This window comes from Methanothermobacter sp., assembly GCF_030055435.1.
Taxonomy (GTDB): domain Archaea; phylum Methanobacteriota; class Methanobacteria; order Methanobacteriales; family Methanothermobacteraceae; genus Methanothermobacter.
In genome coordinates this window covers 1-23,436 of the sequence record NZ_JASFYG010000005.1, presented here as the reverse complement: position 1 = coordinate 23,436, position 23,436 = coordinate 1, and the positions used below count along the sequence as shown (strand labels likewise).

Sequence of the window (23,436 nt, the reverse complement as noted above, 5' to 3'; positions counted from 1 at the left end):
ACTGTAAGAATTTCATTTGAATAAAAAATTTATTCCTGGCATTGAGAAACCATTCAGCGCATGAAGTCCCGCAAAAACCTCATGAACCGAAGATAAGTTTTTCCATCATTTTTCTGTCCCTGATGATGCCTGAAAGTTTATCCACTGCGTCCTCAATTGCCTCCCTCAGAAGTTCAGGTTCAAGCCTCTCTGCGTCCCTTGATGCCAGGTCAAACCTCAGTGTCTTTGATGCCCCTGGCATACCCACAGCGGGTATGGTTATTATTCCATGGTCAGAGAGGAGCAGCATTGAAAGGGCCACGCCAATTTCATCACCAGTGTATGTGGAATCATAGAGTTTCTCCAGTGAATCCTGTTTTATCATTATCCCTGTGGGTGTCTCCTCCACCTTAAGGTCCTTCAGAGCCTCAAGAAGGTATCCCTTCTTTTCAAGGGCGTTGAGAATTTCAGATGGGTCAAAGCTCTCCAGTGCCCTCACCATTGCAGCGATGACTGGGGGCTGGGCCTCAAGTCCGAACCGGTAGGCCCTTGATTTAACCCTCTCCACAAGGTCGGATCTTCCTGCGAGAAGACCCCCCCTTGGCCCGTGCATCAGTTTATCTGTGCTTGTAACTGCAAGGTCTGCTCCCAGGTCACATGCCCTCTTCTGGTTAAATAGAACCGTCCTCAGCCTGGCGCCTGATGCATCATCCACAAGTACCGGGACCCCAACAAAGTGGGCCCTTTCAATTACCTGCTGGAGTTCAGATTCATCAACAACCCTGTGGTCCATTGTCGAACCTGTTACGACCACGAGAGATGTGTTTTCTGGTATATCCTCAGTGAAGTCATCTGTCTCATGGTACCTGGCTGCTGCAAGTTCGGTGCTTGCCGGGATGGATGGGTGGGATGGGAGCTCCGGGAGGTAGTGCACAACCATTGAATCAGGCTCTGCAAGTTCCAGTATGGATGCAAGTATTGCGCTGCTTGTCCTGTTAAAGGCAGCCACCATCTCACCGCCCATGTGCTCTCTGCCAGCTATCTGGAGTCTCTCCTCGAATACCGCCGGCCCCACGTACGTCTCAAGGAGACCAATATCCTCTACCTCAAGGGGAAAGCCCCCTGAAAGACCCGTGAGGTCATATATTCCCTCACGGCCCTCGCTGGAAATACGCTCCCCTATCATCTGGAGGGCGTGTTCCCTGCGCTTAACCTCATTGAGGTGATCCTGGAACATCAAATCACCAATTCAATCAGTTTTCCCCTGCAACATGCCCCTTCCTTGGCCTGCCATTCTCTGGTTTAAGGATTATGGCATGGTCCGCAGAATTCTGAAGTGCAGCACTGAAACCTGGCTCGGCACCTATCACAATTGTATCCTTACCATTTTCCTTTGCCTTGTTTATTATTGGTAGAAAATCAGCGTCGCGTGTCATAAGGGCTATTATATCAATATTAGGGTTGTATATCAGTTCCATGGCCTCAACAGCCATGTAGACATCTGTATCTCCAGCCACGACAATTGGTGTAAAGCCCTGGTTCACAATGGCCTCTATCAGTTTATCAGAGGCGTACTGGTTCAGAAGAACCTTTCCAACACGCATATTCCCGTATTCAGACATTATCTTTCTTACAAGGTCCAGGTTCAGACTGAATTCCTTTCTGAGCATGTTCGGCCCATCCACAAGAAGGCCAATGTTCTTTTCACCGCCCTCCTTTTTCTTGATGGGAATGTATTCCTTAAGGGAAGTCAGTTTTTCAAAACTTCGCATGGTATTGAATCCTCCACTAAAAAAATTTAATCATAATAGTTATTGATGTTATTATAAATAAAGTTAAAGTTTCTTAAGTCTGGTGTAGTCCCCCAAAAAAATCCCAGGATCATTCGATCTCAAGGGATAGCTCATCCTCAAAGAGTTCCCTTACAACCTCAAGGGATTTATCGTCGAGCTGTGTGATGGCACCCTCACCGCCCTCATTGTAGTAGTACTCTGCGTTCACTATTCTGCCCTCATCATTGAGGTAAAGGAAAAGCCCGTCATAGTACCTTTCAGGGTTGCCTGATGGGAGAAATATCTCAATCCTCACAAGGATTTCGGAACCACATATGTTGTTATAGAAGTTCTCACGTTCATCATCATTCTTCAAAAGTTTTTTAAATTGATTTATTCTCTTTTTAAGCTCCTTTTCAATCTTTTTATCAGACATCATATCACTCGCGCAGTTATAAAGGTTGATTTCACCCTTAATCCAATTTCTCATATATAATTTTTGATAGCAGAAAGATAACGTTAATAAAGCTGATTTTCTTAAAAACGTCAGGATATCAGTTCAAGGGGGTTATCCCGGCACATCATCGTTATATCTGAGTGAGAAAATCCATGTTTCTTCATCAGGTATATGAACTGCTTCATGCCTGCAATGGGGGATGGATTGTGGCCCTGCCCGAAGTCCGTTGCCATTATGCACCTTTCCGCGCCAACATACCTCACAGATTCAACTATGCGTTCAAAGTCAAGCCCATCATGGCGGGGCATGCAGGCCACAAGGCAGTGCTCAAGGTAAGCCCGCCTTGACATCTCCCTCTGCTCCTCCAGGGTGGCACCCACAACACCCGTCAGTGGATGGTTGATGATAATTTTACCGGCCCCATAATCTGCAGCAAGGTCGAGCACATGGAATATCTCAGGGGGCTTCAGGTGCCCAGTTCCCAGGACCATGTCATGTTCAGCAACAGCAGAAATAACACCATCAAGGTCACCCGCAGCCCTCCCCACCGAGACCGTGGGTAACCAGACGAACCTTCCGCCCATCATGGCGGCGGCATGGACCGCATCCGGGTTGAGACCCCCCACCGACGTGTTCAGTGTAACGCCCCCAATGACCCTCATCCCTGTAACCTCAGAGGCCAGTGCAGCCCTCCCTGAGGTGGGTTCAGTGTGGCTCTTTATCACAACAGCCTCCATACCCTCCCTGAGTGCGGCGGAAGCAAGTTCAATGTCATTCATGAATCTATCCCTCACATCGGGGGCTGTGTGGATATGGGTGTCCACAAGTCCCTCAAGTTTAATGTGCTCCGAGAGGCTGAAGTCAAACATTCCGCTCACACACTCAGTCGAGTATCCTCTGGACCTCAAGGTCGTATTCATCATCTGAGGTTTCATAGAGGCTTCTGCCAGCGGAGTCCATGGCAACTATGAGGGGTCCGAAGTCCTCGACCTCAAGCTCCCATACAGCCTCAGGCACACCCAGGTCCAGCCAGTGCACCGCCGCTATACCCTTAACTGCCGAGCCATAGAGTGCCGCGCAGCCCCCCACGGCTGCAAGGTAAACAGCGCCTTTTTTTCTCAGGGCATTCCTGGTTCTATCATCCATTCCACCCTTACCTATAACCGCCCTCACACCCATCTCTATAACCTCCGGCTGGAAGGGGTTCATTCTCCCGCTTGTGGTGGGCCCCACGACCACAAGCCGCGCTGGGGGTTTAGTTATTGACTCACTGCTGGTATCAGGTTCCCCTTCAAATCTTATTATGGGTCCCGCATGGAATATCACAGAGCCCTCAATATCAAAGGGGGCTCCCCTTTCAATTATCCTTCTATGGGCCCTGTCACGGGCCGTGAATATTTTTCCTGTAATGTAAACGATGTCACCAGCTTTAAGTTGGGTTACCTCATCTGAAAGTGGTGTTTTAAGTTTTATCTCCATGTTCTCCCTTCCTGTATAGAGTTAAATGTGTACTGAAGAATGACACTGGTTATCAGTTAGATTTAAACTCCAGAGCATCCAAGAGTGATGCTGCTGAATAAATTTAATATGGATCAAATTTTTAAATATCTTTCTCCAGTGGATCCCAGAACTAGTTGAGGTAGAATATGTCAAGCACAAAGAATGTGACTGATCTTTCAAAGTACATCATGACCCTCCCGAAAACCGAAATATCACTCCTATCAATGATATTTATAAGCTTCGTTGTGGGTGCTGTGGGGTTTATCATCGATACGGTCCCAGGGATAAGTGTTCTCCATGACATACTCTATGGGGGAACCAATGGTGTGCTTGTCCTTGGATTTTCATCAATAATGGCCGGTGCCATCACCCAGCCCTGGGTCAACTCGCTGGGTGGTAGAAGGATGAAGATGAAACAGTCAATGTTCCTGGCATTCTTCTCCATGATGATCTTCTCCCTCATCTACCTGGGGGGGTGCCTGGCATCATCCATACTGCAGAGCGACCTCATACTCAACTCCATAATACTCGCCTCCGCTGTTATATTCGCCTTCCGTCTGCTGGTGATCTGGGGAACCTCAAACATAAGCTTCACAAATTCAACCCTGATATCCTCTGTGCAACCAGTTCTAATAGTGAGCATGAACATCGTTGTGGCATTTCTGAGTCTAGCCACAAACATTGGCTACTTCAGTGTGATAGGATTTTTACTGAAGATACTTGTCGCCTCAGCAATGCTCATACTCGCCATCTACTCATTTGTCATGGTGGTCGAGTCACCAATGAGAAAGAACCTGGGGGTCGGCTCACTGGAATTCCTGAGCCTCTTTCTCTCACATATAACCGAGGATTCCCCTGAACTTGAAAGCATCTTCAGTGAGATCGGTGAACCCGTAGATACACTTGCAGGTGTGGTGGCATTCCAGAGGGGCTCCAATATAAAGGCCCTCTTCATAAGCCCCTCGGTACACCCGGGTCCAATAGGTACCATAGGCGGTGCCAACATGCCCACCATACTCTCTGAGAGATTTGACACATTCACCATGGTGGCCCATGGCCCCTCAACCCATGACTTCAACCCGGTATCAGTGAGGGAACTGGAAAAGGTTGAGGATGCCGTCAGGGAGGCGCTTGATGGTATTGAGTACCATGAGGGCGCCAGTAAATTCAGGAGATACACCAGAAACAGCGCCACCATCGGAGTCCAGTTCTTTGGCGATGGCATGCTGATCCTTGCAACAATGGCCCCTAATGGATTCGATGACATAGAATTTGGTGTAGGGCTTTCAATGATGAACCTTGCAGGGGGCCGCTGCGGATTAAAAAATGTGGTTGTTGTGGACTGTCACAACTCCTTCCAGGGTGAAACAGGCCGGATACTTGCGGGTAACCCTGAAATGTTCGACCTTCTTGATGCTGTGGACTCCATCGAGTGCCCTCCACGCCTCCATAAACTTAGAGTTGGCTGTGCCCAGAGGAAAATGGATGGACTCTCAAAGGAGAACGGTATTGGCCAGAGCGGAGTTATGGTCATGGTGGTTGAGGCCGGAGAACAGAGGACAGCCTATGTACTCCTTGACGCCAATAACATGGTCATGGGCTTCAGGGATGAGATACTGGAGGAACTCTTGAAGCTGGACATAGATGAAGCCGAAGTGATGACAACCGACACCCACTTTGTGAACACCCTTTCAGGGGGCCACAATCCCATCGGGAAACACAAAAGGGAGGAGATCATAGAAGAGATCAGAAAGGCGGTTTCAGAGGCGGTTGATGATCTTGAGGAGGTAAAGGCAGGGTGCCGGGTCGTTAGAATAAGGGGTCTGCATACCCTCGGCCCCACCAATTCAACGGAACTCGTATCAACCATAAGTTCAATCGTTGCTGTGAGCCGTGTGATAGCCCCCCTCATATTCGTACTTGCACTTATATTCGTCTTTGCCTGGATATTCTACTGGGCCTGAAAAAAGAGGAATCTATGGGGTTATTGTGGTTGAAGTTATGAGTATTGCCCATACAACGAACCAGATAAAGATAAATGGCACTATACCACTCCAGAGCCACCCCCTGAATCCCCCAACTTCTTCCTTACTGAATAACCTTTCCGCAATATTTCCGACAATCAATAATATCACGAGGCCCGCGAAGGTGCCGAGCGCCTGATTTTTTCCAATAACTGGTATTGAACCATTTGAAAGGTAAAATGACACCACAGCAGCCACTATACCTGCAGGAACGTGAAGAGCAGTCATTTTAGCATCAGTATCCATATTAAAACCTCCAGAGAGTTTTTAGTATATTGATGGTCTTAAAACTTTTCCATCGAACCATGGAAAGATATTATTATACCATCATTAAATACTTAAAGCCGTCGGACTTCTGTTTCTTGCGAGGTGTTAAATTATGAAGACAATGTCAAACGTTGATATTTTTGCAGTTACCAGGGAACTCAATGAGATTCTAAGGGGTGCTAGGGTGGATAAGGCCTATCAACCCCTCAGGGACACTGTGATAATCAGATTCCATGTACCAGGAGAGGGGAGGGTGGATGTGGTTATGCAGGCAGGTGTAAGGATACATAGAACAGAGTATCCCCCTGAAAATCCAAAGATCCCCCCATCATTCCCCATGCTCCTCCGAAAGCACCTCAGGGGTGGAATCGTAAGGGAGGTCCGGCAGCACAGCTTTGACAGGATAGTGGAGATAGAAATCGAGAAGGAGCAGAAATACACCCTCGTAGTGGAACTATTCTCAAAGGGGAACATAATACTCCTGAACCAGGAGGGTGAGATAATACTGCCTCTTAAACAGAAAACCTGGAGTGACCGTCGAATAGCGCCCCGTGAAAGGTATGAGTACCCCCCATCAAGGGGCCTCCACCCCCTCAGATATGAGATGGGTGAGCTTGAGGAGATGCTGAAAAACTCAGACACTGACCTCATAAGGACCCTTGCAAGAAACGGCTTTGGGGGCCTCTATGCAGAGGAAATCGTTCTGAGGTCCGGTATCGACAAGAACAGAGCAGCCAGCACCCTGAGCAGAGATGAGATAGAAAAAATTGACTCTGCAATAAATGAACTCTTCAAGCCTCTCAAGGACCTCAAATTCAAACCCCACATCATAAAGAATGGTGAGGGTGACGTGCTTCCCATTGAGCTCATGGTGTATCGTGATAGGGAGAGGGAGTACTTTGAAACCTTCAACGAGGCGGCAGACGAGTTCTTCAGTTCAATATTCAGGGAGGAACTCAGGAAGGTCCATGAGGCCGAGTGGGAGAAAGAGGTCGAGAAATTCAGGAAAAGACTCAGGATACAGAGGGAGACCCTCCAGAAATTCCAGGACACAATAGATACCTCAACAAGAAAGGGTGACCTCCTCTATGCGCACTACTCAGCCGTTGAGGATGTCCTTAGAACAATAAGGGATGCCCGTGAAAAATACTCCTGGAAGGAAATACGGAAAATAATATCTGACGCCCGCAGTAAGGGAATGGTGGAGGCCCAGATGATCCAGGAAATTGATGGGATGGGAAACATGACCCTCCTTATTGACGGTGAAAGGATAAGAATTGATCCGAAGCTGGGGGTTCCAGAGAACGCAGAGGTCTACTATGAAAAGGCCAAGAAAGCCAAGAGGAAAATAAAGGGTGTGCTCCAGGCGATCGAGAAAACAGAGAAAGAAATTGAGAGGGTTAAGAAGAGAAGGGACGATGCCCTCAGAAACATCATGGTCCCCCAGAAAAGGGTTAGGAGAAAACTCCGCTGGTTTGAAAAATTCCGCTGGTTCATCTCATCAGACGACTTCCTTGTGATTGGTGGAAGGGACGCCGGCACAAATGAGATGGTGGTGAAGAGGCACATGGAGCCAAGGGACATATACCTCCACTCAGATATTCATGGGGCTCCATCGGTGGTTATAAAAAGTGAGGGCCGGGAGGTACCAGAAACAACCATTCAGGAAGCCGCGGTTTTTGCAGCGTCATTTTCAAGTGCATGGAGCAGGGGTTTCACGTCCCTGGATGTCTACTGGGTTCACCCGGAGCAGGTTTCGAAGACTCCCAGGGCTGGAGAATTTGTTGCTAGGGGTGCCTTCATCATAAGGGGTCCCAGAAATTACATGAGGGGTGTTCCCCTCAAGGTGGCTGTTGGTGTGGTGGACCAGGATGGGGAGAGGGTGATGTGCGGTCCCCCATCGGCGGTGAAAAAAAGAACAGATAATTTTGTCGTGGTAAAACCAGGTTACACCAAAAAAGAGGCCCTTGCAAAGTCAATAAAGGCGAAAGTTGATCCTGAGAATCTATTCCCCCTTGAAGACTTTATAAGAATCCTTCCACCTGGAAAGGGCGACATTGTTACAGGATAGATTATTTAACCCTTCTCTTAAGATTCTTCTTGAGCAAGAAGTTCAGGTCAATGAAGTATTTGCCCTCCTCATCAGATACGATTATTGAGTCATCCTCAAGCAGGGATGTCAGGTTAACCTCATATATGCCGTTCTTCCTGACCATTATGGTCTCAATGGGATCTCCGGCCGGTTCAGGGTCCCTTCTGTCGGCCACATACCTAAAGTACCTGCTTCCACATTTTGGACATCCACTCTTAAGTTCATCTGAAGACCTGAACTTCTCCCCGCACTTAATGCACTGATGCACCTGAATCACCGATCTCTGCAATCATTGAGAGGAAGTTCGACTTCCTCTTGACTGTTCGCATGACATTGGCAGGTCCTATTATGGTGAGTCCAACTGTCCTTCTCTTTGAGAGTCCCAGAAATGCCTTCTCATCCTTTTCAAGTGTATATATGTCTATTCCCACAAAGTTTTCAATGTCAATCTCTCTCATGGTGGTTTCTATGAGTTCAGCCTCCTCTGAGGGTGAAAGACTTCCCTCCAGGACCAGTATATCCCCATCCTTTACACGGTCTATGATCATTGAGATCTTTTCCATGCTGCTTTTATCCTCAAGAGCCTCTGATGAAAGAAAATCCATTTTCAAGCCATCCATTTTAACCCCTCACCTGAATTTTTTAACCATCTGCATGTAAAGGTCCTCTGTGTTTTCACCGTGCAATGCTGAGATAGGGACGACCGTGTGCTGGGGGAAAACCGATATGATCCTCTCCGGAGATGACTCAGGGAGGTCTATCTTGTTTGCAACTATGAGGAAGGGTATCTTCCTCGCCTCAAGGTTCCCTATTATTGTTATATTAGCCTGTGTCAGAGGGTCCTGTGATGAATCCATGACAAGAAGTACGCCGGTAACATCATCAAGCCATTTTATTGCCTCAATTATCCCCTTGGTGGCCTCCTTGGCTCGTTCCTTGGCCTCCTGCTCGGACAAGCCAAATTCAAGGAAGTTCTTGTAGTCAACCTTTGTTGCTATTCCCGGTGTGTCAATGATGTCAAAGTCAAGTTCCACTCCATCTTTCTTTATGGTGATTTTCTCCTGTTTATACACAGTTCTCGTTTCGTGTGGTATCTCTGAGGTCAACCCCAGGGGTTTTCCAAGCCAGTCCTCACACATCCTGTTCGCAAGAGTTGTTTTACCGGAATTTGGGTGACCGTAGAGTCCTATCTTCAGTTTCTTGTTTCTTCCGCGCAGTTTATCAAGGAAATTGGTGAAAAAATTTGCCATCCTTATCACTTCTTATGATTAATCTTCATAGACTCCCCCAACATCAAGGACAACGACCTCTGTGTCGGGGGAGGTTCTCCCTACCATTTCAGCAAAGATCTCCGGGTCCTGTTCAATTACTGGAAAGGTGTTGTAGTGCATGGGAAACACCCTTTCTGGTTTTATCCATTCCACGGCGATGGACGCGTCCTCTGGCCCCATTGTGTAGCGGTCCCCTATGGGTAGAAGTGCAATTTCGGGGCGATAAATGGCACCTATAACATCCCTCATATCCGCGAACAGTCCTGTGTCACCTGCATGGTACACCTTCCCCTCAGGGGTTTCAATGATGTAACCGCATGCGCTTCCCCCTGATGTGACCTCCTCTGTGAAATCTATATCTGAGGAGTGCTTGGCATCCACCATCCTTATGGTGATTCCATCAACAGAAACAGTTCCGCCAATGTTCATACCGTTACTTTCAAGCCCCTGCCTTCCAAAGAAAACCGAGAGCTCGTGGTTAGCTATCAAGATGGCCCCTGACCTGTCGGCTATTTCCATGGCATCGCCCAGGTGATCTGCATGGCCATGGGTTACACAGATGATGTCAGGGTCAAATTCCTCCACTGCAGTATTGCAGAGAGGGTTGTTGCTTATGAACGGATCTATGAGTATTTTTGTATCATCTGATGTTATCTCAAATGCAGAGTGTCCAAACCACTGAATTTTCACTAAACTCCCTCCAACTTGATTTCATCTGAAAGATTCCATGCTTCCTCAAAGAGTTTTTTAATTTCAGATATAGATTTCTTGTCCTTGTAGATAACACCAACCTCAAAACTCTCATATATAGGGTCAGTCGATATTATGAGGCCATTCTTATCATCTGCAACCGCTGCAACGGTATGTATATGGGGCATGGTCCTTATCTCAACATTATTGTCCATTAAGACCTTTATGAGTTCCACTGAGGCCTCATCATCCAGACTGGCCTCCTGTATTATGAGACGGCTCTTTGTATCCATGAATTTCTTGAGCACCGAGACATCTATATTCCTTATCCATGGGTACATGAGGACAACGCTTTCTTCAGCAGTTGTTATGGTCTCCCGCATTGCATCCTGCACATCTGATGCATCGAATGACCATATTATGCTTGGCTCCCTTGTTTCGGCCCTTATTCTGTTTATGGCCCCCTTGAATGAATCCAGCCTCTCCTCTAGAAGGTCCTCAACATCATCCACATTCTCGATGTACTCCTGTTTGAGCTTCTTTAGCCTCTCTGTCACGTAACTGTTGTCTGTCCTTGGTAGTGTTCTTCTGACGGGGGCGGATTTCACTGGTTTCTCTGTTTTCTTTTTAGGGGACACCTTGTCCTTTTCAGATGCATCCTCTTTACCCTTTCTGAGTTTTGGAAGGCTAAACAGTCTTTTAAGGGTAGACTCAGTGGTTTCAGTTTTAGAAGCTCCTTTTAGAGCCATATCAGGAGATTTATTTTTGAAAGCGGGTTTTATAGCTTTTTCAGGAGTGATTTTCCTGATAGGGGTCATTCTGGATGGCTCTGCAGCATTAGATTCTGATGCCAATACCTCCTCAGTAGAGGATTTTATATCCTTTAATTCCTTCGTGGGAGTTTTGGGTTTGACCTTTTTGGCTTCAGTTGACTCGGAAATGCCTTCTTTCAGACCTTCAGATCCTTTTCCTGGTTTTCCTTTAAGTACAGAAGGAACCCTCCTCTTAGGAGCCCCCTCAACAGCCTCAGGAGCCTTCAAAGCCGACCGCCCAGCACCACCAACACTCTTTTCAGAAGCCCCCTCAACAGCCTCAGGAGCCTTCAAAGCCGACCGCCCAGCACCACCAACACTCTTTTCAGAAGCCCCCTCAACAGCCTCAGGAGCCTTAAATGTAGGCTGTTTTTTAACAGGAGCCCTTTTAGCAGGTTTAACCTTCTTTTTAGGGGTTTTTTTCTCTGCTACAGATTTAATGGATTCCAGATCTATTCTTCCTGCAAATAGAAGGGTGATTATGAGACCAGGTACAAAGAGAATGAGTCCCAGAAAGAACATGAAAATATCCGGTGGTGTCGCAAAACCAAGTGACATGAAATAAAGGCCAGCAATTATCATTAAAATTCCAGCAAATGTAACCAGCAAGTATATCATTGAATGCCTCCCGCTCCCGGAACTACTAGGGTTTAAATTAATATTTTATTATCTGCATTCATTTATAAAAGGTTTTTTAGGGTGAAAATTTATATAATTTGGTTTTTATAAAATGCCGTATAAATTAATTGGGGTGTATTTCAGTGATAATAGTTTTAGATGAATGTGGCCAAGGAGCCGCTGAGTATATACTTCTTTTTGGTGGAGTAATTTTTATTGCTATAGCAACCCTTTTGATCTATACAGAGTACATAAAAACAACGAATCCTCTTAATGTAGCCACAGACCTCAACAGTGTAAGGGAAAGCGTAAAAAGCGGGTAATCACATGTTCCCTGCTCTGATCTCAAAGTATGTTATAAGGTGTCTAAGCTGCTCAGGGGCATCATCCTCGTCACTCAGGGCATAGGCAAGTTTCTGTGTCATGATGCGCTTCTGGTCAGGGTCCAGGGACAGTATTTCATTTACTATCATTCCAAATATGTCCTCAGCGTCAACTCCAATCTCGGCCGTTTTAGCCCTGAAGATCTTTCTGAGTTTATTAAGAGCCGATTCTGACTCATGCAGGTTTTCAGATTCAAGTTTTCTTATTAAGAGGTTCATCTCAAGGGGATCCCTCTGTACAAGACCAAATATTATGCCGTCAGGTTTAAGGGACTGCACCCTATCAACGCCATTGTATATGCCAAGGTCATAGCCCGTGACAGTTATTCTGCTGGACTTTAGAAGCTTGAAGATGGCCTCATTTATTGTCTTATCGGTAACGCTGAACTTGATCCTGGACCTTATTCTATCACCCAGCTCTGCCCTGCTCAGATCACCCTCCTGCAGAATTTCAAGTATTACTCTGTCAATGTTGTACTTCCGCGGCATCACATCACCTTTGTGATATTATGAACAAAACCATTTAAATATATTTATATCGATGTGAAATGAATGGTTAAACTGGAAATGTTATCCGCTAAATTTATAAGTGGTTAACAACATAAGATGAAACAAGCCAGAACTGGTGAATTAATGGAGGTGTGAAGTTATGAAGTTCCTGAAAGATGAAGCCGGACAGGGCGCAGCTGAATACATACTGCTCTTCGGTGGTGTAATCGTAATAGCAATCGTCGCACTACTAATCTACAGAGCATACTTCAGCAAATCAAACCTCAACGCAGCACAGGACATAAACAACGTAAGGACAAACGTCAACACAGGCGCAGGAATCTAAGAGCAGGATTAAATTGTTGATCGAGGAAGAGGCCCAGATAAGCGCTGAAATGATACTGATCGTAGGAGCACTGCTGGTAATAGTCATAGCCGTAGGCTCCTACATTTTTAACATCTCCGGCTCAATAGCCGGAAACATCAGCGAAGTAATCAACACCGCCCGTGACACCACGATCAACAAACTCTAATTAGATGATGTTTTTTTAGGTTCTACTTATTTTCGCATTATTATATCTTTTTGGTCTCTCACTTGACCGATAAGATGAACTATCTACATCTCGATTTTTGTAGTTAGGAATACTGATTCGGTCTGACAGGTAAAAAGCAAGAACTACAAAAAGTATTCCTTAAAAGCGCGATCCAGCGGATAAATACATCTTTACTCAGGTGCGAACGGTGCAGCTGATTTATGATTGAAGATGCTTGTATATGAGTACATCCATAGCAACTATTATTAATACTAAAGTACATAATAGAAAATAGTTGCATTAAAATGCGCATATGGATGTGTGAAGTTATGAAGTTCCTGAAAGATGAAGCCGGACAGGGCGCAGCTGAATACATACTGCTCTTCGGTGGTGTAATCGTAATAGCAATCGTCGCACTACTAATCTACAGAGCATACTTCAGCAAATCAAACCTCAACGCAGCACAGGACATAAACAACGTAAGGACAAACGTCAACACAGGCGCAGGAATCTAAGAGCAGGATTAAATTGTTGATCGAGGAAGAGGCCCAGATAAGCGCTGAAATTGATATTCAATAAACACCGCCTGTGAAACCACGATCAACTGATTAACTTTTTCAAAAATTCTGAAGTATATAAACCTTTATCTCTGGATTTTCATAAACCAGCAGAAACCGATCATCAGGAACTCCCAGCAAAAGTCTTAAGAGCAGTGAGTTCCTGTATTTTTTGTTCATGAGGTACATTCTACCATCCATCTCCACCAGTGAACTCTTTCCTGAAGGATCGATGACCTCCTCCTCAATGTGGTTTCCTCTAACCCATATCCTGGAGTATATATCCTCTGAAACAGTGTAATTTCTATCCACTCTGACAGCCATGCTGCTGATCATCTGATCCGGAATCACAATGACTACTTCGCGTGAATTGAGGGGGTGGGTTCTGCTGATTACCCTGAGTGCATCTTCATCACGAAAACCGTATTTTTTCGCCAGTACCTCCCTAGCCTGAGATTTATTTAGGGAAAGGATCTCCTCCATTATTCTGAGGGATCTGACACTGTCGCCTGTATAATTTTCAAGGAAAAGGTATGCCTCATCACCTGAGCTGGAGAGCATCCTCAGAACATTTACAGATAGTGTGGTGTCGTTAGAGGAGAGGGCCCTGCTGATCCAGTAGTCCCTAGCAGTTGATGGTATTCTCGGGTCAATGGATGGTCCATACCAGAGTATCCTGGCGGGTAAGGTCTCAATGTAGGCCAGTCTGCCGTCATAGAGAACAGGCCTATCTGCTTGAGAAGTGTAGAAGTGGCCATAGCTCCATTCAGTTACTATAACTGAATCAGTGGAAGTATTTTCAGCTATCCACTTTGCCGATTCCTCAAAGTAGTCATCATAGCCAGGTTTCAGATCTCCAAGCATACCCCATGATACGAAAACCTGAACCAGAACCAGCGCTATGATGATAGAAGAGGCAACCATTTTAATCTTTTTAAAAGTAGTGGAGGAATATTCTGTCACAATACCCGTTAGTATCCCTGCGGATATCGAAAGTGGTGGTATAAGGAACATGATGAACCTTACGCCCTTCATGAGCATCAGAACACCTGTGAAGACCCAGAGAGAAATTATGATAATCAGAATTTCCGGTGCACTGTCACGTCCACGAATAAAGTAAAGCGGAATTCCCAAGCCGCCCATAATAATCAGCAACGGGGATATGTACCTCAGGATTTTATCAGGAGATGCTGGCTGAAGCTCCGCAACAGTGGCATAGGAATCAGGCCATGGGTACCATAATGAGTGATTCATGAGGTCAGGTAATCTTAGAGGTCCCACGAAAAGCTTAATGAGTTCAAGCCGATTCAGAACTATCAGAAGAACAAAAAGAACAGCAAATGCTGGAATGAAGACCTCCAACATATCCTTCATGTTTTCACTGTTTCTAAACACTACCATACAAACTAAAAATGATGCAAAAAGTATGTAAAACATTATCTGCCAGCCGCTCCATGTGATTGAGAAGAGAAAAAGGAATAATCCCGCACATGATGATACTAGAATCCTGTTTTTTTCACTGCAATCTGCCCCAACAAGAAATAGGAGTGCGGTTAGGGGGATTGTGATAATAAGCATGTCAGTATCATAGAACCCATAAACGGTTTTAATAAGATAGAAGGGGGCTGAAACAACGAGAATACCTGCCACGAATCCAGGGAAATTCCCATAAAATTTTCTCACAATGATAAAACATACTACTCCCGCTAGTGGAGCTGTAAAGGCCGGCATAAGAAGGCAGATCCCACGGAGGCTCACCGGTGCAACTGCGCTGATCAGCGCATATAAAGTTGAGGCCATGATGGGGAGTAGTGGGGGGTAGTCCAGAGGAACACCTGGAGGATAATATGAGTGGAGATCCCATGGCATCCCATCAATCACAGCATCACCCATGTGTCCCCCGGATACGATGTTCTCTGTGAGGCGGTAATTGTAATAGGAGTCACTCTCCTGAAAATACTGCAGTCCGTTTTCATCGGTATAGAGTGGATCATCAAAGAAAGCATTTTCCATCCTCAGAAAGAATCCCAGAAAGAATATAACCGCAATGAGGATAATGGAAATCCTCAGATCCCTCCCACACATCACCTCAACCCCCAGATGGTTACCTGACCATTTCTGTATATCCTTCTGAAGTGTTCGCTTTCCTCCCCAAGGAGCACCAGTCTTACGAAGAGGGAATCATCAAATCTTCTATCTATAATTATGGTCTCCCGTTCATCTGGGAGGAGTATAACAGAAAAATTGCTGGATTCATTCACTTCGACGCTTTTCACAGAGTTTTCGTCTTTTATTATGAAACGGTAGGGTCTCCTACCTCTCCATGAGCCCTCATCAACCGATTTCAGCATTTCAGACCTCCCGGTATCCACAACCTCATAGAGGGGTCTGGGGGTGGGTGAGGTAAAGTTCCATGATCCATAGTAAAGGTACCAGTACCCTATATACCGCATACCCTCCGTTGTTAGAATAACATAGTTCCTCCTCTCTGGATGGGTGTATCCAAGGAGTTTATTTACAAAATCCCTGTCAAGGCCATACTTTGTGGTGAGGATCTCCTCTGCAGATCCTCTGTTAACGCCAAGGATATCGTTGAGTATCTGAACCGTTATTGACGTGTTTCCTGTCCTGTTCTCTAGAAGTGAAACTGCTGAGTCCCCCGAAGATGTGAGCATCGTTAATATCCCTGCTGATAAACTTTCATTGTCTGTCTCGAATGCCCTGAAAATCCAGTAGGCCCGGGGGGTATTCTGTGATCCCCCATCAAAAAGAACTGGGCGTTCCGCGGCGGCTGTGATGTAGTGGCCATAGCTCCATTCAGTCACAACAACGGTGCCCTCTTTTGTTCCATCCTTCAGGAAATTCGCTGCATCCGAGAAATCATCATTTATAAAGGGAACCCTGCCAATCTCAGCAGCCTCGATGGTGGCCACTGAGATTATGAGGGCCAGTAGGAGAACCACAGGAATATCCGCCCTGAAGTCCCATCTACCGCTGATGGCCCGCATATATGAGAAGACAACGCCAAGGAATATGCCAGATATGAATGTGAGGGGGGTTATTGCGAGAATACCGAAACGAACACTGATATAATATGCGGTAAGCCCTGCAAGCATCCATACCAGTGAAATGGTGAGGATGAAGGGGTTGAATGATGGGAGATGTTTCCTCCTCATATCTCCCCTTATGAAGATACTGATAATCACAAGAGCCCCGAAGACACCGAATCCCAGGTTGAGGGGTCCTGCAGCAGAGAAGAACACCTCGACTGAGGGGTGGTCAAGTTCTGAGACCGACTCATAAATATCTGGCCATGATCCCGTCGATGATTTTGACTGAAGGATGGAGAGAGGGTTGATCCCTGAAAGCTGTTGGGGGCCATTGAATAATCCTATCAGAAGAATTGCCAGTAAAACTGGAATGAAGAGCCTCTTGATGCACGATAAATCAGGCGTTTCCATTCTCCATGATATGATCGAATAAATAAAGGCAGATGCAAGGGTAACATAGAGCATGAACGGCCATCCTGTCCATGAAAGGGAGAAAAACAGCATGGAAACTGCAAAGAGTATTCCAGAAGTGATGTATCCATATTTATCCCTGGATTCCACCACACCCGTGTAGAAAAGCACAATTAAAGCTGGCATCAGACAGTTGAACATGTCTGTATCAAAAAAGCCAGGGATGGTTCTTGCAAAGTAGAGGGGTGCTGTGACCATCAGGATGCCCCCGGCGAACCCTCCAGCGGCACCGGCATACTTTCTGATGAGGAAGAACATCACGGTACCAGCAAAGGGTGCCACAATAGCCGGCAACCAGAAACAGAGCTCGTAGAGGCTCATATCTGTGAAGGGGTCAAGAAGCCTGTAGAGAATTATCGAAACCCATGATATTACTGGTGGATAGACAGCGGGTCTTCCAGGGGGGTAATAAGAATAGGAGTCCCATGGAATCCCTGATTTCAGTGTATCCCCCGGATGACCGTTTTTCAGGTAGTTCTCTGTGATGCGGTAGTTGTAGTAGGAGTCCAGTTCGTACATGTAGGGGAGGCCCTGATCATCTATGAGATATGCCCTCTCGGTCCCATTGACGTCTCCAAGATGAACCGTTTCAGCTCTAAGGATGAAGCCCGTGAAGAATATGAGTACCATCAGAAGGAAGATCTTCACATTTTCATTGACTTCCAGGAAAAACACCACCTATTCAAGATCATAGAGTGAGGGGTTCATGCGGGGTATCATGGCCATGAGGACGCACTGCTCTGTATTTCCAACACGATCAAGCATTCCATGGGAGAGGAAACTCACAGCACCCCTCTTCCTGCCCAGTTCATCCACACCTGTGAGCTCATCCATGACTTCCCCCACCTCCCTTCCTGAGAGGACCTCCTCAACCACCAGGGGAGGGTATTCAAAGCCTGCGCTCACACCAAGTGTTACATGATCACCATCATATATGGCGCACCACTGGAGGTCCACAAATCCCGTGATCGTCCCCGGCACCCTGTGGAGACCTGACTCGATGCCAACACTCAGTTCACAGTTGCTGAAAGCCCCCCTTGCACGGTTGATGGCCCCCTTAACAGTCTCCTCAAGACCTACCGGCTGATCAGATACTCCTGAGTCAACCTCAACACCCCTGACCTCAATTTCATCGAATATCTTCCCAAGGACATTCGCTGTGGCCTTAACCTTAACCGGATTTGTTGATCCCACATTAACCCTCATGGAAGCACCTTCGTTTCACCGATTTCTCTTTCTTTTTATTGTATGGCGTATCCTATCAAGCAGATGTCCCATCCTGTCTATTTCTCCCCTTCTTATCCTTGTGGACGAGATGGGGATACCATCATCTGCGGGCACCATGTCAATGGTTATGATATCAAGTTCCCTGAACCCCTTTCTTTTTCTTATTTTATTTATCTCATGGGCAACAGGCTCGGTCTCCCTGCTCACCACTATGGCATCGAAACGTTCATCTGTAACCGTGGTGCCGTAGGGGTCCTCCAGCCTCATTATATGGTACTCTGTATCCTTATCTGAAAGATACTCCTCAAGGTTCTTCATTCTGACACTGCAGGGCTCTATATCGTCTCCCTTTGCAGATGCAAATTCATCTGATGTTACACCAATCATCACAGTATTCCCGACACGGAATGCCTCATCAAGGAGTTTTCTATGGCCCTTATGAAATCTGTCAAAGGTGCCTCCAACAGCAACAAGTGAGTACTTCTTTACCTTCATCCTATCATCTTCAGAAGCCAATACCCTAATTATGTTGGAGTTAAATTTATATTATGTGGAAAGCCTCTCCTTATGGCCACTTTAAGTGCGATGACTTTATAAATTATAGATCATGCAGCTTCGGGAATACAATGTCATCATCAAGAACCCCCGGATGGTTGATGTCAGAGTTGCATCCTGTTACCCGGGGCCCTACAGGACCGCCATGTCCTCACTCGGTTACCATATAATCTACCATCTTATAAATTCAAGGGATGATGCATGGTGTGAGCGGGTGATACACCCCTACAAACGAAGCCTTGAATCTGGAAGTCCGCTGAGGGACTTTGATATAATCAGCTTCACGGTGCACTACGAGGAGGACTATTTCAGGATTCCCCAGATGCTAAGGGATGGTGGTGTTTCGCCGAGGAGGGATGAACGTGACGGTCCCCTTGTAATCGCAGGGGGGCCCTGCATAACATCCAATCCCCTTCCACTCTCAGATTTCATTGACCTCTTCATAATAGGTGAGGCTGAACCTGTGCTCAACAGGTTAATCGATCGGTACCTTGAGCTGGACGATCCCCGCCGTGAGATTGATGAATTCATGGACATAAAGGGTGTTTACATTCCAGACAACCCTGCAGAGAGGATGATTGTTGAGGATATGGACGGGGCATGTCATCCTGTAAGACAGATAGTTCCAGTCACCGAGGATAAAAAGATGGTCCCCTCACTGGGGAGGTCATTCCTTCTGGGTGTTTCAAGGGGCTGTTCACGGGGCTGCCGTTTCTGCATGTCCGGCTACCTATACCGCCCCAAACGTGAGACATCACTCCCCAAGCTCCTTGATGTTGCAGAGAGGGGCCGTCATGCCACAGGTTACAGTAAGGTCTCACTTATAGGTGCTGCTGCCTCTGACTATTCACGTATAGATGAACTCTCCTCCAGACTCGTGGATATGGACTTCATGGTTTCAATGCCGTCACTCAGAATAGAATCACTGTCAGCCCACCTCATGAATACACTGCTTGGAGGGGGACTTAAAACAGTTACAGTGGCACCAGAATCAACCCTTAAATTGCGAAGAAAACTTAACAAGCCCATAAGCGATAGCATGGTGTTTAAAAAAACAGAGGAGGCTATAAAAAGGGGTTTTCGTGTTAAAATGTACTTCCTTACAGGAGTCCCCGGGGAGTCTGATGAAGACTTAAAGGACCTGGCACGCCTCATGCATGAACTCCATGAAATAAGAAGGGGAATGGTGAGCTTCAGCATCAACCCCCTCATTCCCAAGCCACACACACCCCTCCAGTGGATGGAATATGACATGAGGGAAATGAAAAGGAAGATCAAACTTCTGAGGAAACTCACAGGGGGGATTCCTGTTAAATTTGGAAGTCCCCGCGGTGGACTCATACAGTATGTGCTCTCCACAGGTGGACCCGAAACTGGAGAACTCATTGAGAGGGCCTCATTCTCAAAGGTACCCCTCAGGGAATGGGAGCTCCACTGCAGCAGGAGAAACCCCGGCGATGATCTCCCATGGGATAACATCAACGTTGGACTAAGGGAGGACTTCCTCATGAAAGAATACATTAGGATGGAGGAGGAGAAACTAACACCATGGTGTGAGGAGTCAGGATGCCATGGATGCATGGATCACTGTTCATGGCAGGAGGAAGGGCGATTAAGATGACAGAATTTGCTTCAAGAATAAGGGACATAAGGCTCTCAGAGATAAGGAAAATGTTTGAAGTGGCCGGTGAGGACACAATAAACCTCGGGATAGGTGAACCTGATTTCAATGTACCTGAACATGTGGGGGAAGCCATCAAGAAAGCTGTGGAGGAGGGAATGACACACTACACATCAAACAGGGGTATGGATGAACTCAGGGAGGCCATCTCAGAGAAACTCAGAACAGAGAATCGGGTTCATGTGGAGCCTGAGTCAATAATAGTAACCGTTGGTGCCAGTGAAGCTATATTCATGTGCACACAGGCCCTTCTTGACAGGGGGGACCATGCACTTATACCCGACCCGGGTTTCCTATCATACGATGCATGTGTGAAGCTTGCAGAGGCCATAAGTGTCCCTGTACCCCTCAGTATGGAGGACGGATTCTCCATGACCCCTGAAAGGGTTGAATCACTGATCACAGACGATACAAGGGTCATAATAATGAATTCACCATCCAATCCAACAGGTAGCGTCATGGGTAAGGATGACATTAAGGGGGTCGCTGAAATAGCAGAGGACAGGGATCTAATCATAATCTCAGATGAAATCTATGAAAAGATCATATATGATGGAAAACATTACAGCCCCGCCCGTTTCACAGATAACGCCCTGGTCATCAACGGGTTCTCAAAGACCTATGCCATGACCGGACTCAGGATAGGTTACGTTGCCGGCCGTGAGGATATAATTGAGGAGCTTCTCAAGGTTCACCAGTACAATACCGCCTGCGCACCATCTGTGTCTCAGGTTGCTGCCCTTGCAGCCCTCAGGGGTCCCCAGGACTGTGTGAAAGAGATGTTAGATGAGTTCAAAAGAAGGCGTGACCTCATGTTCAGGTCCCTCACTGAGATGGGGCTCGAGTGTACTCTTCCAGGCGGTGCATTCTACATGTTCCCCTACGTGGGTGACTCCAGGGGTTTTACAGAAAGGGCACTGGATGCCGGTGTTGCAGTTGTCCCGGGAACTGCATTTGGAGAGGCAGGTTCATATTATGTTAGAATGTCATATGCAACATCCTATGAGCTTATAGAGGAAGCCATGGAACGCTTGAAAGGCATGTGTGGTGTTTGATGTGGATGATGTTGAGAGGGTACGCCTCGGAAGGCGTGCAGCACTTGCAGGTATAGGTGGTAACATACTTTTAACGACCCTGAATTTCATTGTGGGGGTGTCCTCTGGTAGTGTTGCCCTTGTTGCTGAAGCCGCCCACACCCTATCAGACGTTATGACATCAATAATCACATACATAGGATTCAGAATAGGGCAACGGCCACCTGACAGGGAGCATCCCTACGGACATGGACGGGCGGAGGCTCTTGTTGGCCTTCTTGTTGTTTTATTCCTTGGTATCATATCCTATGAGATAGTTTCTGAGGCATACCGTAAACTTTTCATTGAAGTGGCCCCTCCAGATTACACCGCCGCCCTTATGGCTGCTGGGGGTATAGTCGCAAACATTTCCATGACGCTATATATAAGGAGAATTGGGGAGAGGATAAACAGCCCCGCAATAATGGCGGATGCCCAGCACCAGCAGGTTGACATCTTCTCATGTATAGCCATAATAGTGGGTGTTGCAGGGTCTAACCTGGGTTTCAAGTTCCTCGATCCCCTGGTTGCCGTGATAATAGCCATGCTTGTTCTTAAAACAGCCTTTGATGTTGGCCGTGAGAATGTCAACAATATACTTGGAGCGGTCCCATCACCCTCCCTCATGAGGGACATTGAGACAGCAGCCCTATCTGTTGAGGGGGTTAAGGGCATACATGATGTCCGTATAAACTATTTTGGACCCTATGCTGCAGCTGATATCCACATCGAGGTTGATGGGGACCTGGTACTCCGTGAAGCCCATAGAATAGCACACGATGTTGAGGGAAAAATCATAGCTGACGTTGATATGATAAAAATTGTCAATGTCCATGTATGCCCTGTAGGTGAGAAAACAAGATGCACCGACTGGTGAAATATTAATTTTTAGATCTTTTCTGGCAAATCAAAAACCAGTATAATTTCATTAATTCTCTAAAAGAGTTCTCTTCCACTAAATCAGAGAGTCAGTATCAGAGGTATAATGGTATCAATGTAAGTGGTTCGCCGTTGGCTGGAGATTAGTTTCCTTTCATAAGCGCAGCGATGATGTGTCCATAAGCAGCTCCAAGGTATGCTAAAAACCTTCTAGTTGCAGTCCAGAATTCACCGCGAAATTTCCAGAATAAGAGACCAAGTACACCAAATGATAGGTTCGCAAATGCCATCCATCGAAATGGGTTTCCAGTTGGCCATTCCATGTCGATTGTATGATATGAATGTGTGTCCAGCGAATGCTCAGATAGAACCCGCACCACTTGTAATCTGAGGATTGAAAGGAGAAGTATTTCAACAAAATTTTCAGAATCAAGTGCTGACCGACGATAGAACAGAAAAGGAATCGTGAGAATGGTTAATAAAGGCCATATAATAATACAGTTCCATTTTTCACAGCTGCATTTAGTTTAATAAATCATATGCAGCTTAAATGGATAAATTCCTGTTAAGAGAATGAGTATGATGTGTGGTCTGGCAGTGAAGTGGGCTTCCCACAGCAAACACCGCAGTACACACCCACCACGCAGCAGGACTTAACTACTGAGATCGAAACGAGATCAGGTATAAACCCCTGCGCCATGACCGCCAAAACCACAAAACAGATAAAAACCACACATAAAAGAGGAAACCCCCACAGGAAAACCCAAAAAACCACTAACACCCAACCAGAAAACAGCCACAAAACACAACCAAACCCCAAAAGGGACAAAAAACCTTGGAAGCGGCAGGCTAAACAACTCGACCCAAAAACAGGCCTCGAAGCTCACACCTCCGCCCCAACAAACAGGTCTTCTACCCGCAGTCCACAAGCCGCCTATTTTCAGGGAAAACCTCAGGCTTAGATGCTTTCAGCCTTTATAATCATAGCGCGTAGCTGCCCGGCAATACCCACTCGGATAACCGGTAAACCAGAGGCGCCGACGGTTCGTTCCTCTC

At 46.4% G+C, this 23,436-nt stretch carries 27 protein-coding genes and 2 rRNA genes; 10 read left to right on the top strand and 19 right to left on the bottom strand.

The window, feature by feature from the left end; translation table 11 throughout:
- Window positions 1–79 precede the first annotated feature (79 nt).
- From QFX30_RS06515 to QFX30_RS06495, 5 genes are all read right to left on the bottom strand, one after another.
- Window positions 80–1,219: a TIGR03576 family pyridoxal phosphate-dependent enzyme gene (locus QFX30_RS06515; protein WP_300489863.1), complete on the bottom strand. Its 1,140-nt coding sequence runs from the start codon at window positions 1,217–1,219 to the stop codon at window positions 80–82.
- 13 nt (window positions 1,220–1,232) lie between these two features.
- Window positions 1,233–1,751, bottom strand: coding sequence for a TIGR00288 family NYN domain-containing protein (locus QFX30_RS06510; protein ID WP_300479310.1), 519 nt, complete (start codon window positions 1,749–1,751; stop codon window positions 1,233–1,235).
- 109 nt (window positions 1,752–1,860) lie between these two features.
- Window positions 1,861–2,187, bottom strand: coding sequence for a hypothetical protein (locus QFX30_RS06505; RefSeq protein ID WP_048176449.1), 327 nt, complete (start codon window positions 2,185–2,187; stop codon window positions 1,861–1,863).
- A 110-nt stretch (window positions 2,188–2,297) separates the two neighbouring features.
- Window positions 2,298–3,116, bottom strand: a complete 819-nt coding sequence (locus QFX30_RS06500; RefSeq protein ID WP_300489858.1) for a DUF6282 family protein — start codon at window positions 3,114–3,116, stop codon at window positions 2,298–2,300.
- Window positions 3,091–3,687 carry a FumA C-terminus/TtdB family hydratase beta subunit gene (locus QFX30_RS06495; RefSeq protein WP_300489855.1) on the bottom strand — a complete coding sequence of 199 codons (597 nt, stop codon included), beginning with the start codon at window positions 3,685–3,687 and terminating at the stop codon, window positions 3,091–3,093. The genes QFX30_RS06500 and QFX30_RS06495 overlap by 26 nt, the downstream gene beginning before the upstream one ends.
- 167 nt (window positions 3,688–3,854) lie before the next feature.
- On the opposite strand from QFX30_RS06495, the gene QFX30_RS06490 reads away from it, so the two are divergent.
- Window positions 3,855–5,672, top strand: a complete 1,818-nt coding sequence (locus tag QFX30_RS06490; RefSeq protein ID WP_300489852.1) for a DUF2070 family protein — start codon at window positions 3,855–3,857, stop codon at window positions 5,670–5,672.
- A gap of 12 nt (window positions 5,673–5,684) precedes the next feature.
- On the opposite strand, the gene QFX30_RS06485 is transcribed toward QFX30_RS06490, so the two are convergent.
- Window positions 5,685–5,978: a hypothetical protein gene (locus tag QFX30_RS06485; protein ID WP_300489849.1), complete on the bottom strand. Its 294-nt coding sequence runs from the start codon at window positions 5,976–5,978 to the stop codon at window positions 5,685–5,687.
- A 133-nt stretch (window positions 5,979–6,111) separates the two neighbouring features.
- On the opposite strand from QFX30_RS06485, the gene rqcH reads away from it, so the two are divergent.
- Window positions 6,112–8,070, top strand: coding sequence for a ribosome rescue protein RqcH (rqcH, locus tag QFX30_RS06480; RefSeq protein WP_300489846.1), 1,959 nt, complete (start codon window positions 6,112–6,114; stop codon window positions 8,068–8,070).
- Between the two features lies 1 nt (window position 8,071).
- On the opposite strand, the gene QFX30_RS06475 is transcribed toward rqcH, so the two are convergent.
- From QFX30_RS06475 to QFX30_RS06455, 5 genes are read right to left on the bottom strand one after another with little or no spacing between them, the layout of a single operon-like run.
- The gene (locus QFX30_RS06475; protein ID WP_300489843.1) at window positions 8,072–8,359 is read right to left on the bottom strand and encodes a Zn-ribbon domain-containing protein; all 288 of its coding nucleotides are present in this window, start codon (window positions 8,357–8,359) and stop codon (window positions 8,072–8,074) included.
- Window positions 8,343–8,711, bottom strand: coding sequence for a DUF2073 domain-containing protein (locus QFX30_RS06470; RefSeq protein ID WP_013295298.1), 369 nt, complete (start codon window positions 8,709–8,711; stop codon window positions 8,343–8,345). Before QFX30_RS06470 ends, QFX30_RS06475 begins: the two co-directional genes overlap by 17 nt.
- 9 nt (window positions 8,712–8,720) lie before the next feature.
- Window positions 8,721–9,341, bottom strand: a complete 621-nt coding sequence (locus tag QFX30_RS06465) for an Era-like GTP-binding protein (RefSeq protein ID WP_300489837.1) — start codon at window positions 9,339–9,341, stop codon at window positions 8,721–8,723.
- 18 nt (window positions 9,342–9,359) lie between these two features.
- The gene (locus QFX30_RS06460; protein ID WP_300489834.1) at window positions 9,360–10,052 is read right to left on the bottom strand and encodes a metal-dependent hydrolase; all 693 of its coding nucleotides are present in this window, start codon (window positions 10,050–10,052) and stop codon (window positions 9,360–9,362) included.
- Window positions 10,052–10,690: a hypothetical protein gene (locus QFX30_RS06455; protein WP_300489831.1), complete on the bottom strand. Its 639-nt coding sequence runs from the start codon at window positions 10,688–10,690 to the stop codon at window positions 10,052–10,054. Before QFX30_RS06455 ends, QFX30_RS06460 begins: the two co-directional genes overlap by 1 nt.
- A gap of 1 nt (window position 10,691) precedes the next feature.
- Between QFX30_RS06455 and QFX30_RS06450 the strand changes: the two genes are divergently transcribed.
- Entirely contained in the window at window positions 10,692–11,429 is a 738-nt protein-coding gene (locus tag QFX30_RS06450) for a hypothetical protein (RefSeq protein WP_300489828.1), read from the top strand.
- A 196-nt stretch (window positions 11,430–11,625) separates the two neighbouring features.
- Window positions 11,626–11,805 carry a class III signal peptide-containing protein gene (locus QFX30_RS06445; protein ID WP_300489826.1) on the top strand — a complete coding sequence of 60 codons (180 nt, stop codon included), beginning with the start codon at window positions 11,626–11,628 and terminating at the stop codon, window positions 11,803–11,805.
- On the opposite strand, the gene QFX30_RS06440 is transcribed toward QFX30_RS06445, so the two are convergent.
- Entirely contained in the window at window positions 11,806–12,354 is a 549-nt protein-coding gene (locus QFX30_RS06440; protein WP_300489823.1) for a hypothetical protein, read from the bottom strand. It abuts the gene before it with no gap.
- Between the two features lie 160 nt (window positions 12,355–12,514).
- Between QFX30_RS06440 and QFX30_RS06435 the strand changes: the two genes are divergently transcribed.
- The 3 genes from QFX30_RS06435 to QFX30_RS06425 all read left to right on the top strand — a co-directional run bounded on the left by QFX30_RS06435 (window position 12,515) and on the right by QFX30_RS06425 (window position 13,402).
- Window positions 12,515–12,700 carry a class III signal peptide-containing protein gene (locus QFX30_RS06435; protein ID WP_192961038.1) on the top strand — a complete coding sequence of 62 codons (186 nt, stop codon included), beginning with the start codon at window positions 12,515–12,517 and terminating at the stop codon, window positions 12,698–12,700.
- A 16-nt stretch (window positions 12,701–12,716) separates the two neighbouring features.
- The gene (locus QFX30_RS06430; RefSeq protein ID WP_237780044.1) at window positions 12,717–12,887 is read left to right on the top strand and encodes a class III signal peptide-containing protein; all 171 of its coding nucleotides are present in this window, start codon (window positions 12,717–12,719) and stop codon (window positions 12,885–12,887) included.
- Between the two features lie 329 nt (window positions 12,888–13,216).
- The gene (locus tag QFX30_RS06425) at window positions 13,217–13,402 is read left to right on the top strand and encodes a class III signal peptide-containing protein (RefSeq protein WP_192961038.1); all 186 of its coding nucleotides are present in this window, start codon (window positions 13,217–13,219) and stop codon (window positions 13,400–13,402) included.
- Window positions 13,403–13,504: 102 nt separating this feature from the next.
- On the opposite strand, the gene QFX30_RS06420 is transcribed toward QFX30_RS06425, so the two are convergent.
- From QFX30_RS06420 to QFX30_RS06405, 4 genes are read right to left on the bottom strand one after another with little or no spacing between them, the layout of a single operon-like run.
- A complete protein-coding gene (locus tag QFX30_RS06420; protein ID WP_300489817.1) occupies window positions 13,505–15,529 on the bottom strand; it encodes an STT3 domain-containing protein in 2,025 nt (674 codons plus the stop codon).
- Window positions 15,529–17,640, bottom strand: coding sequence for an STT3 domain-containing protein (locus QFX30_RS06415; protein ID WP_300489814.1), 2,112 nt, complete (start codon window positions 17,638–17,640; stop codon window positions 15,529–15,531). The genes QFX30_RS06420 and QFX30_RS06415 overlap by 1 nt, the downstream gene beginning before the upstream one ends.
- A 3-nt stretch (window positions 17,641–17,643) precedes the next feature.
- A complete protein-coding gene (gene yjjX / locus QFX30_RS06410) occupies window positions 17,644–18,171 on the bottom strand; it encodes an inosine/xanthosine triphosphatase (protein ID WP_300489811.1) in 528 nt (175 codons plus the stop codon).
- Between the two features lie 15 nt (window positions 18,172–18,186).
- Entirely contained in the window at window positions 18,187–18,687 is a 501-nt protein-coding gene (locus QFX30_RS06405) for a phosphopantetheine adenylyltransferase (protein ID WP_300489807.1), read from the bottom strand.
- Window positions 18,688–18,799: 112 nt separating this feature from the next.
- Here QFX30_RS06405 and QFX30_RS06400 point away from each other — a divergent pair, with 112 nt between their 5' ends.
- The 3 genes from QFX30_RS06400 to QFX30_RS06390 are packed head-to-tail and all read left to right on the top strand — an operon-like array spanning window position 18,800 to window position 22,378.
- Entirely contained in the window at window positions 18,800–20,368 is a 1,569-nt protein-coding gene (locus QFX30_RS06400; protein ID WP_300489804.1) for a radical SAM protein, read from the top strand.
- Complete coding sequence (locus QFX30_RS06395) at window positions 20,365–21,483, top strand: pyridoxal phosphate-dependent aminotransferase (protein WP_300490252.1); 1,119 nt, start codon at window positions 20,365–20,367, stop codon at window positions 21,481–21,483. Before QFX30_RS06400 ends, QFX30_RS06395 begins: the two co-directional genes overlap by 4 nt.
- A gap of 1 nt (window position 21,484) precedes the next feature.
- Complete coding sequence (locus QFX30_RS06390) at window positions 21,485–22,378, top strand: cation diffusion facilitator family transporter (RefSeq protein ID WP_300489801.1); 894 nt, start codon at window positions 21,485–21,487, stop codon at window positions 22,376–22,378.
- A gap of 145 nt (window positions 22,379–22,523) precedes the next feature.
- Here QFX30_RS06390 and QFX30_RS09070 read toward each other — a convergent pair whose 3' ends face one another.
- From QFX30_RS09070 to QFX30_RS06380, 3 genes are all read right to left on the bottom strand, one after another.
- The gene (locus tag QFX30_RS09070; RefSeq protein ID WP_367186142.1) at window positions 22,524–22,835 is read right to left on the bottom strand and encodes a DUF6790 family protein; all 312 of its coding nucleotides are present in this window, start codon (window positions 22,833–22,835) and stop codon (window positions 22,524–22,526) included.
- Window positions 22,836–22,969: 134 nt separating this feature from the next.
- A 5S ribosomal RNA gene (gene rrf / locus QFX30_RS06385) occupies window positions 22,970–23,090 on the bottom strand.
- Window positions 23,091–23,197: 107 nt separating this feature from the next.
- Window positions 23,198–23,436 (bottom strand): 23S ribosomal RNA (locus QFX30_RS06380); the annotation flags it as partial.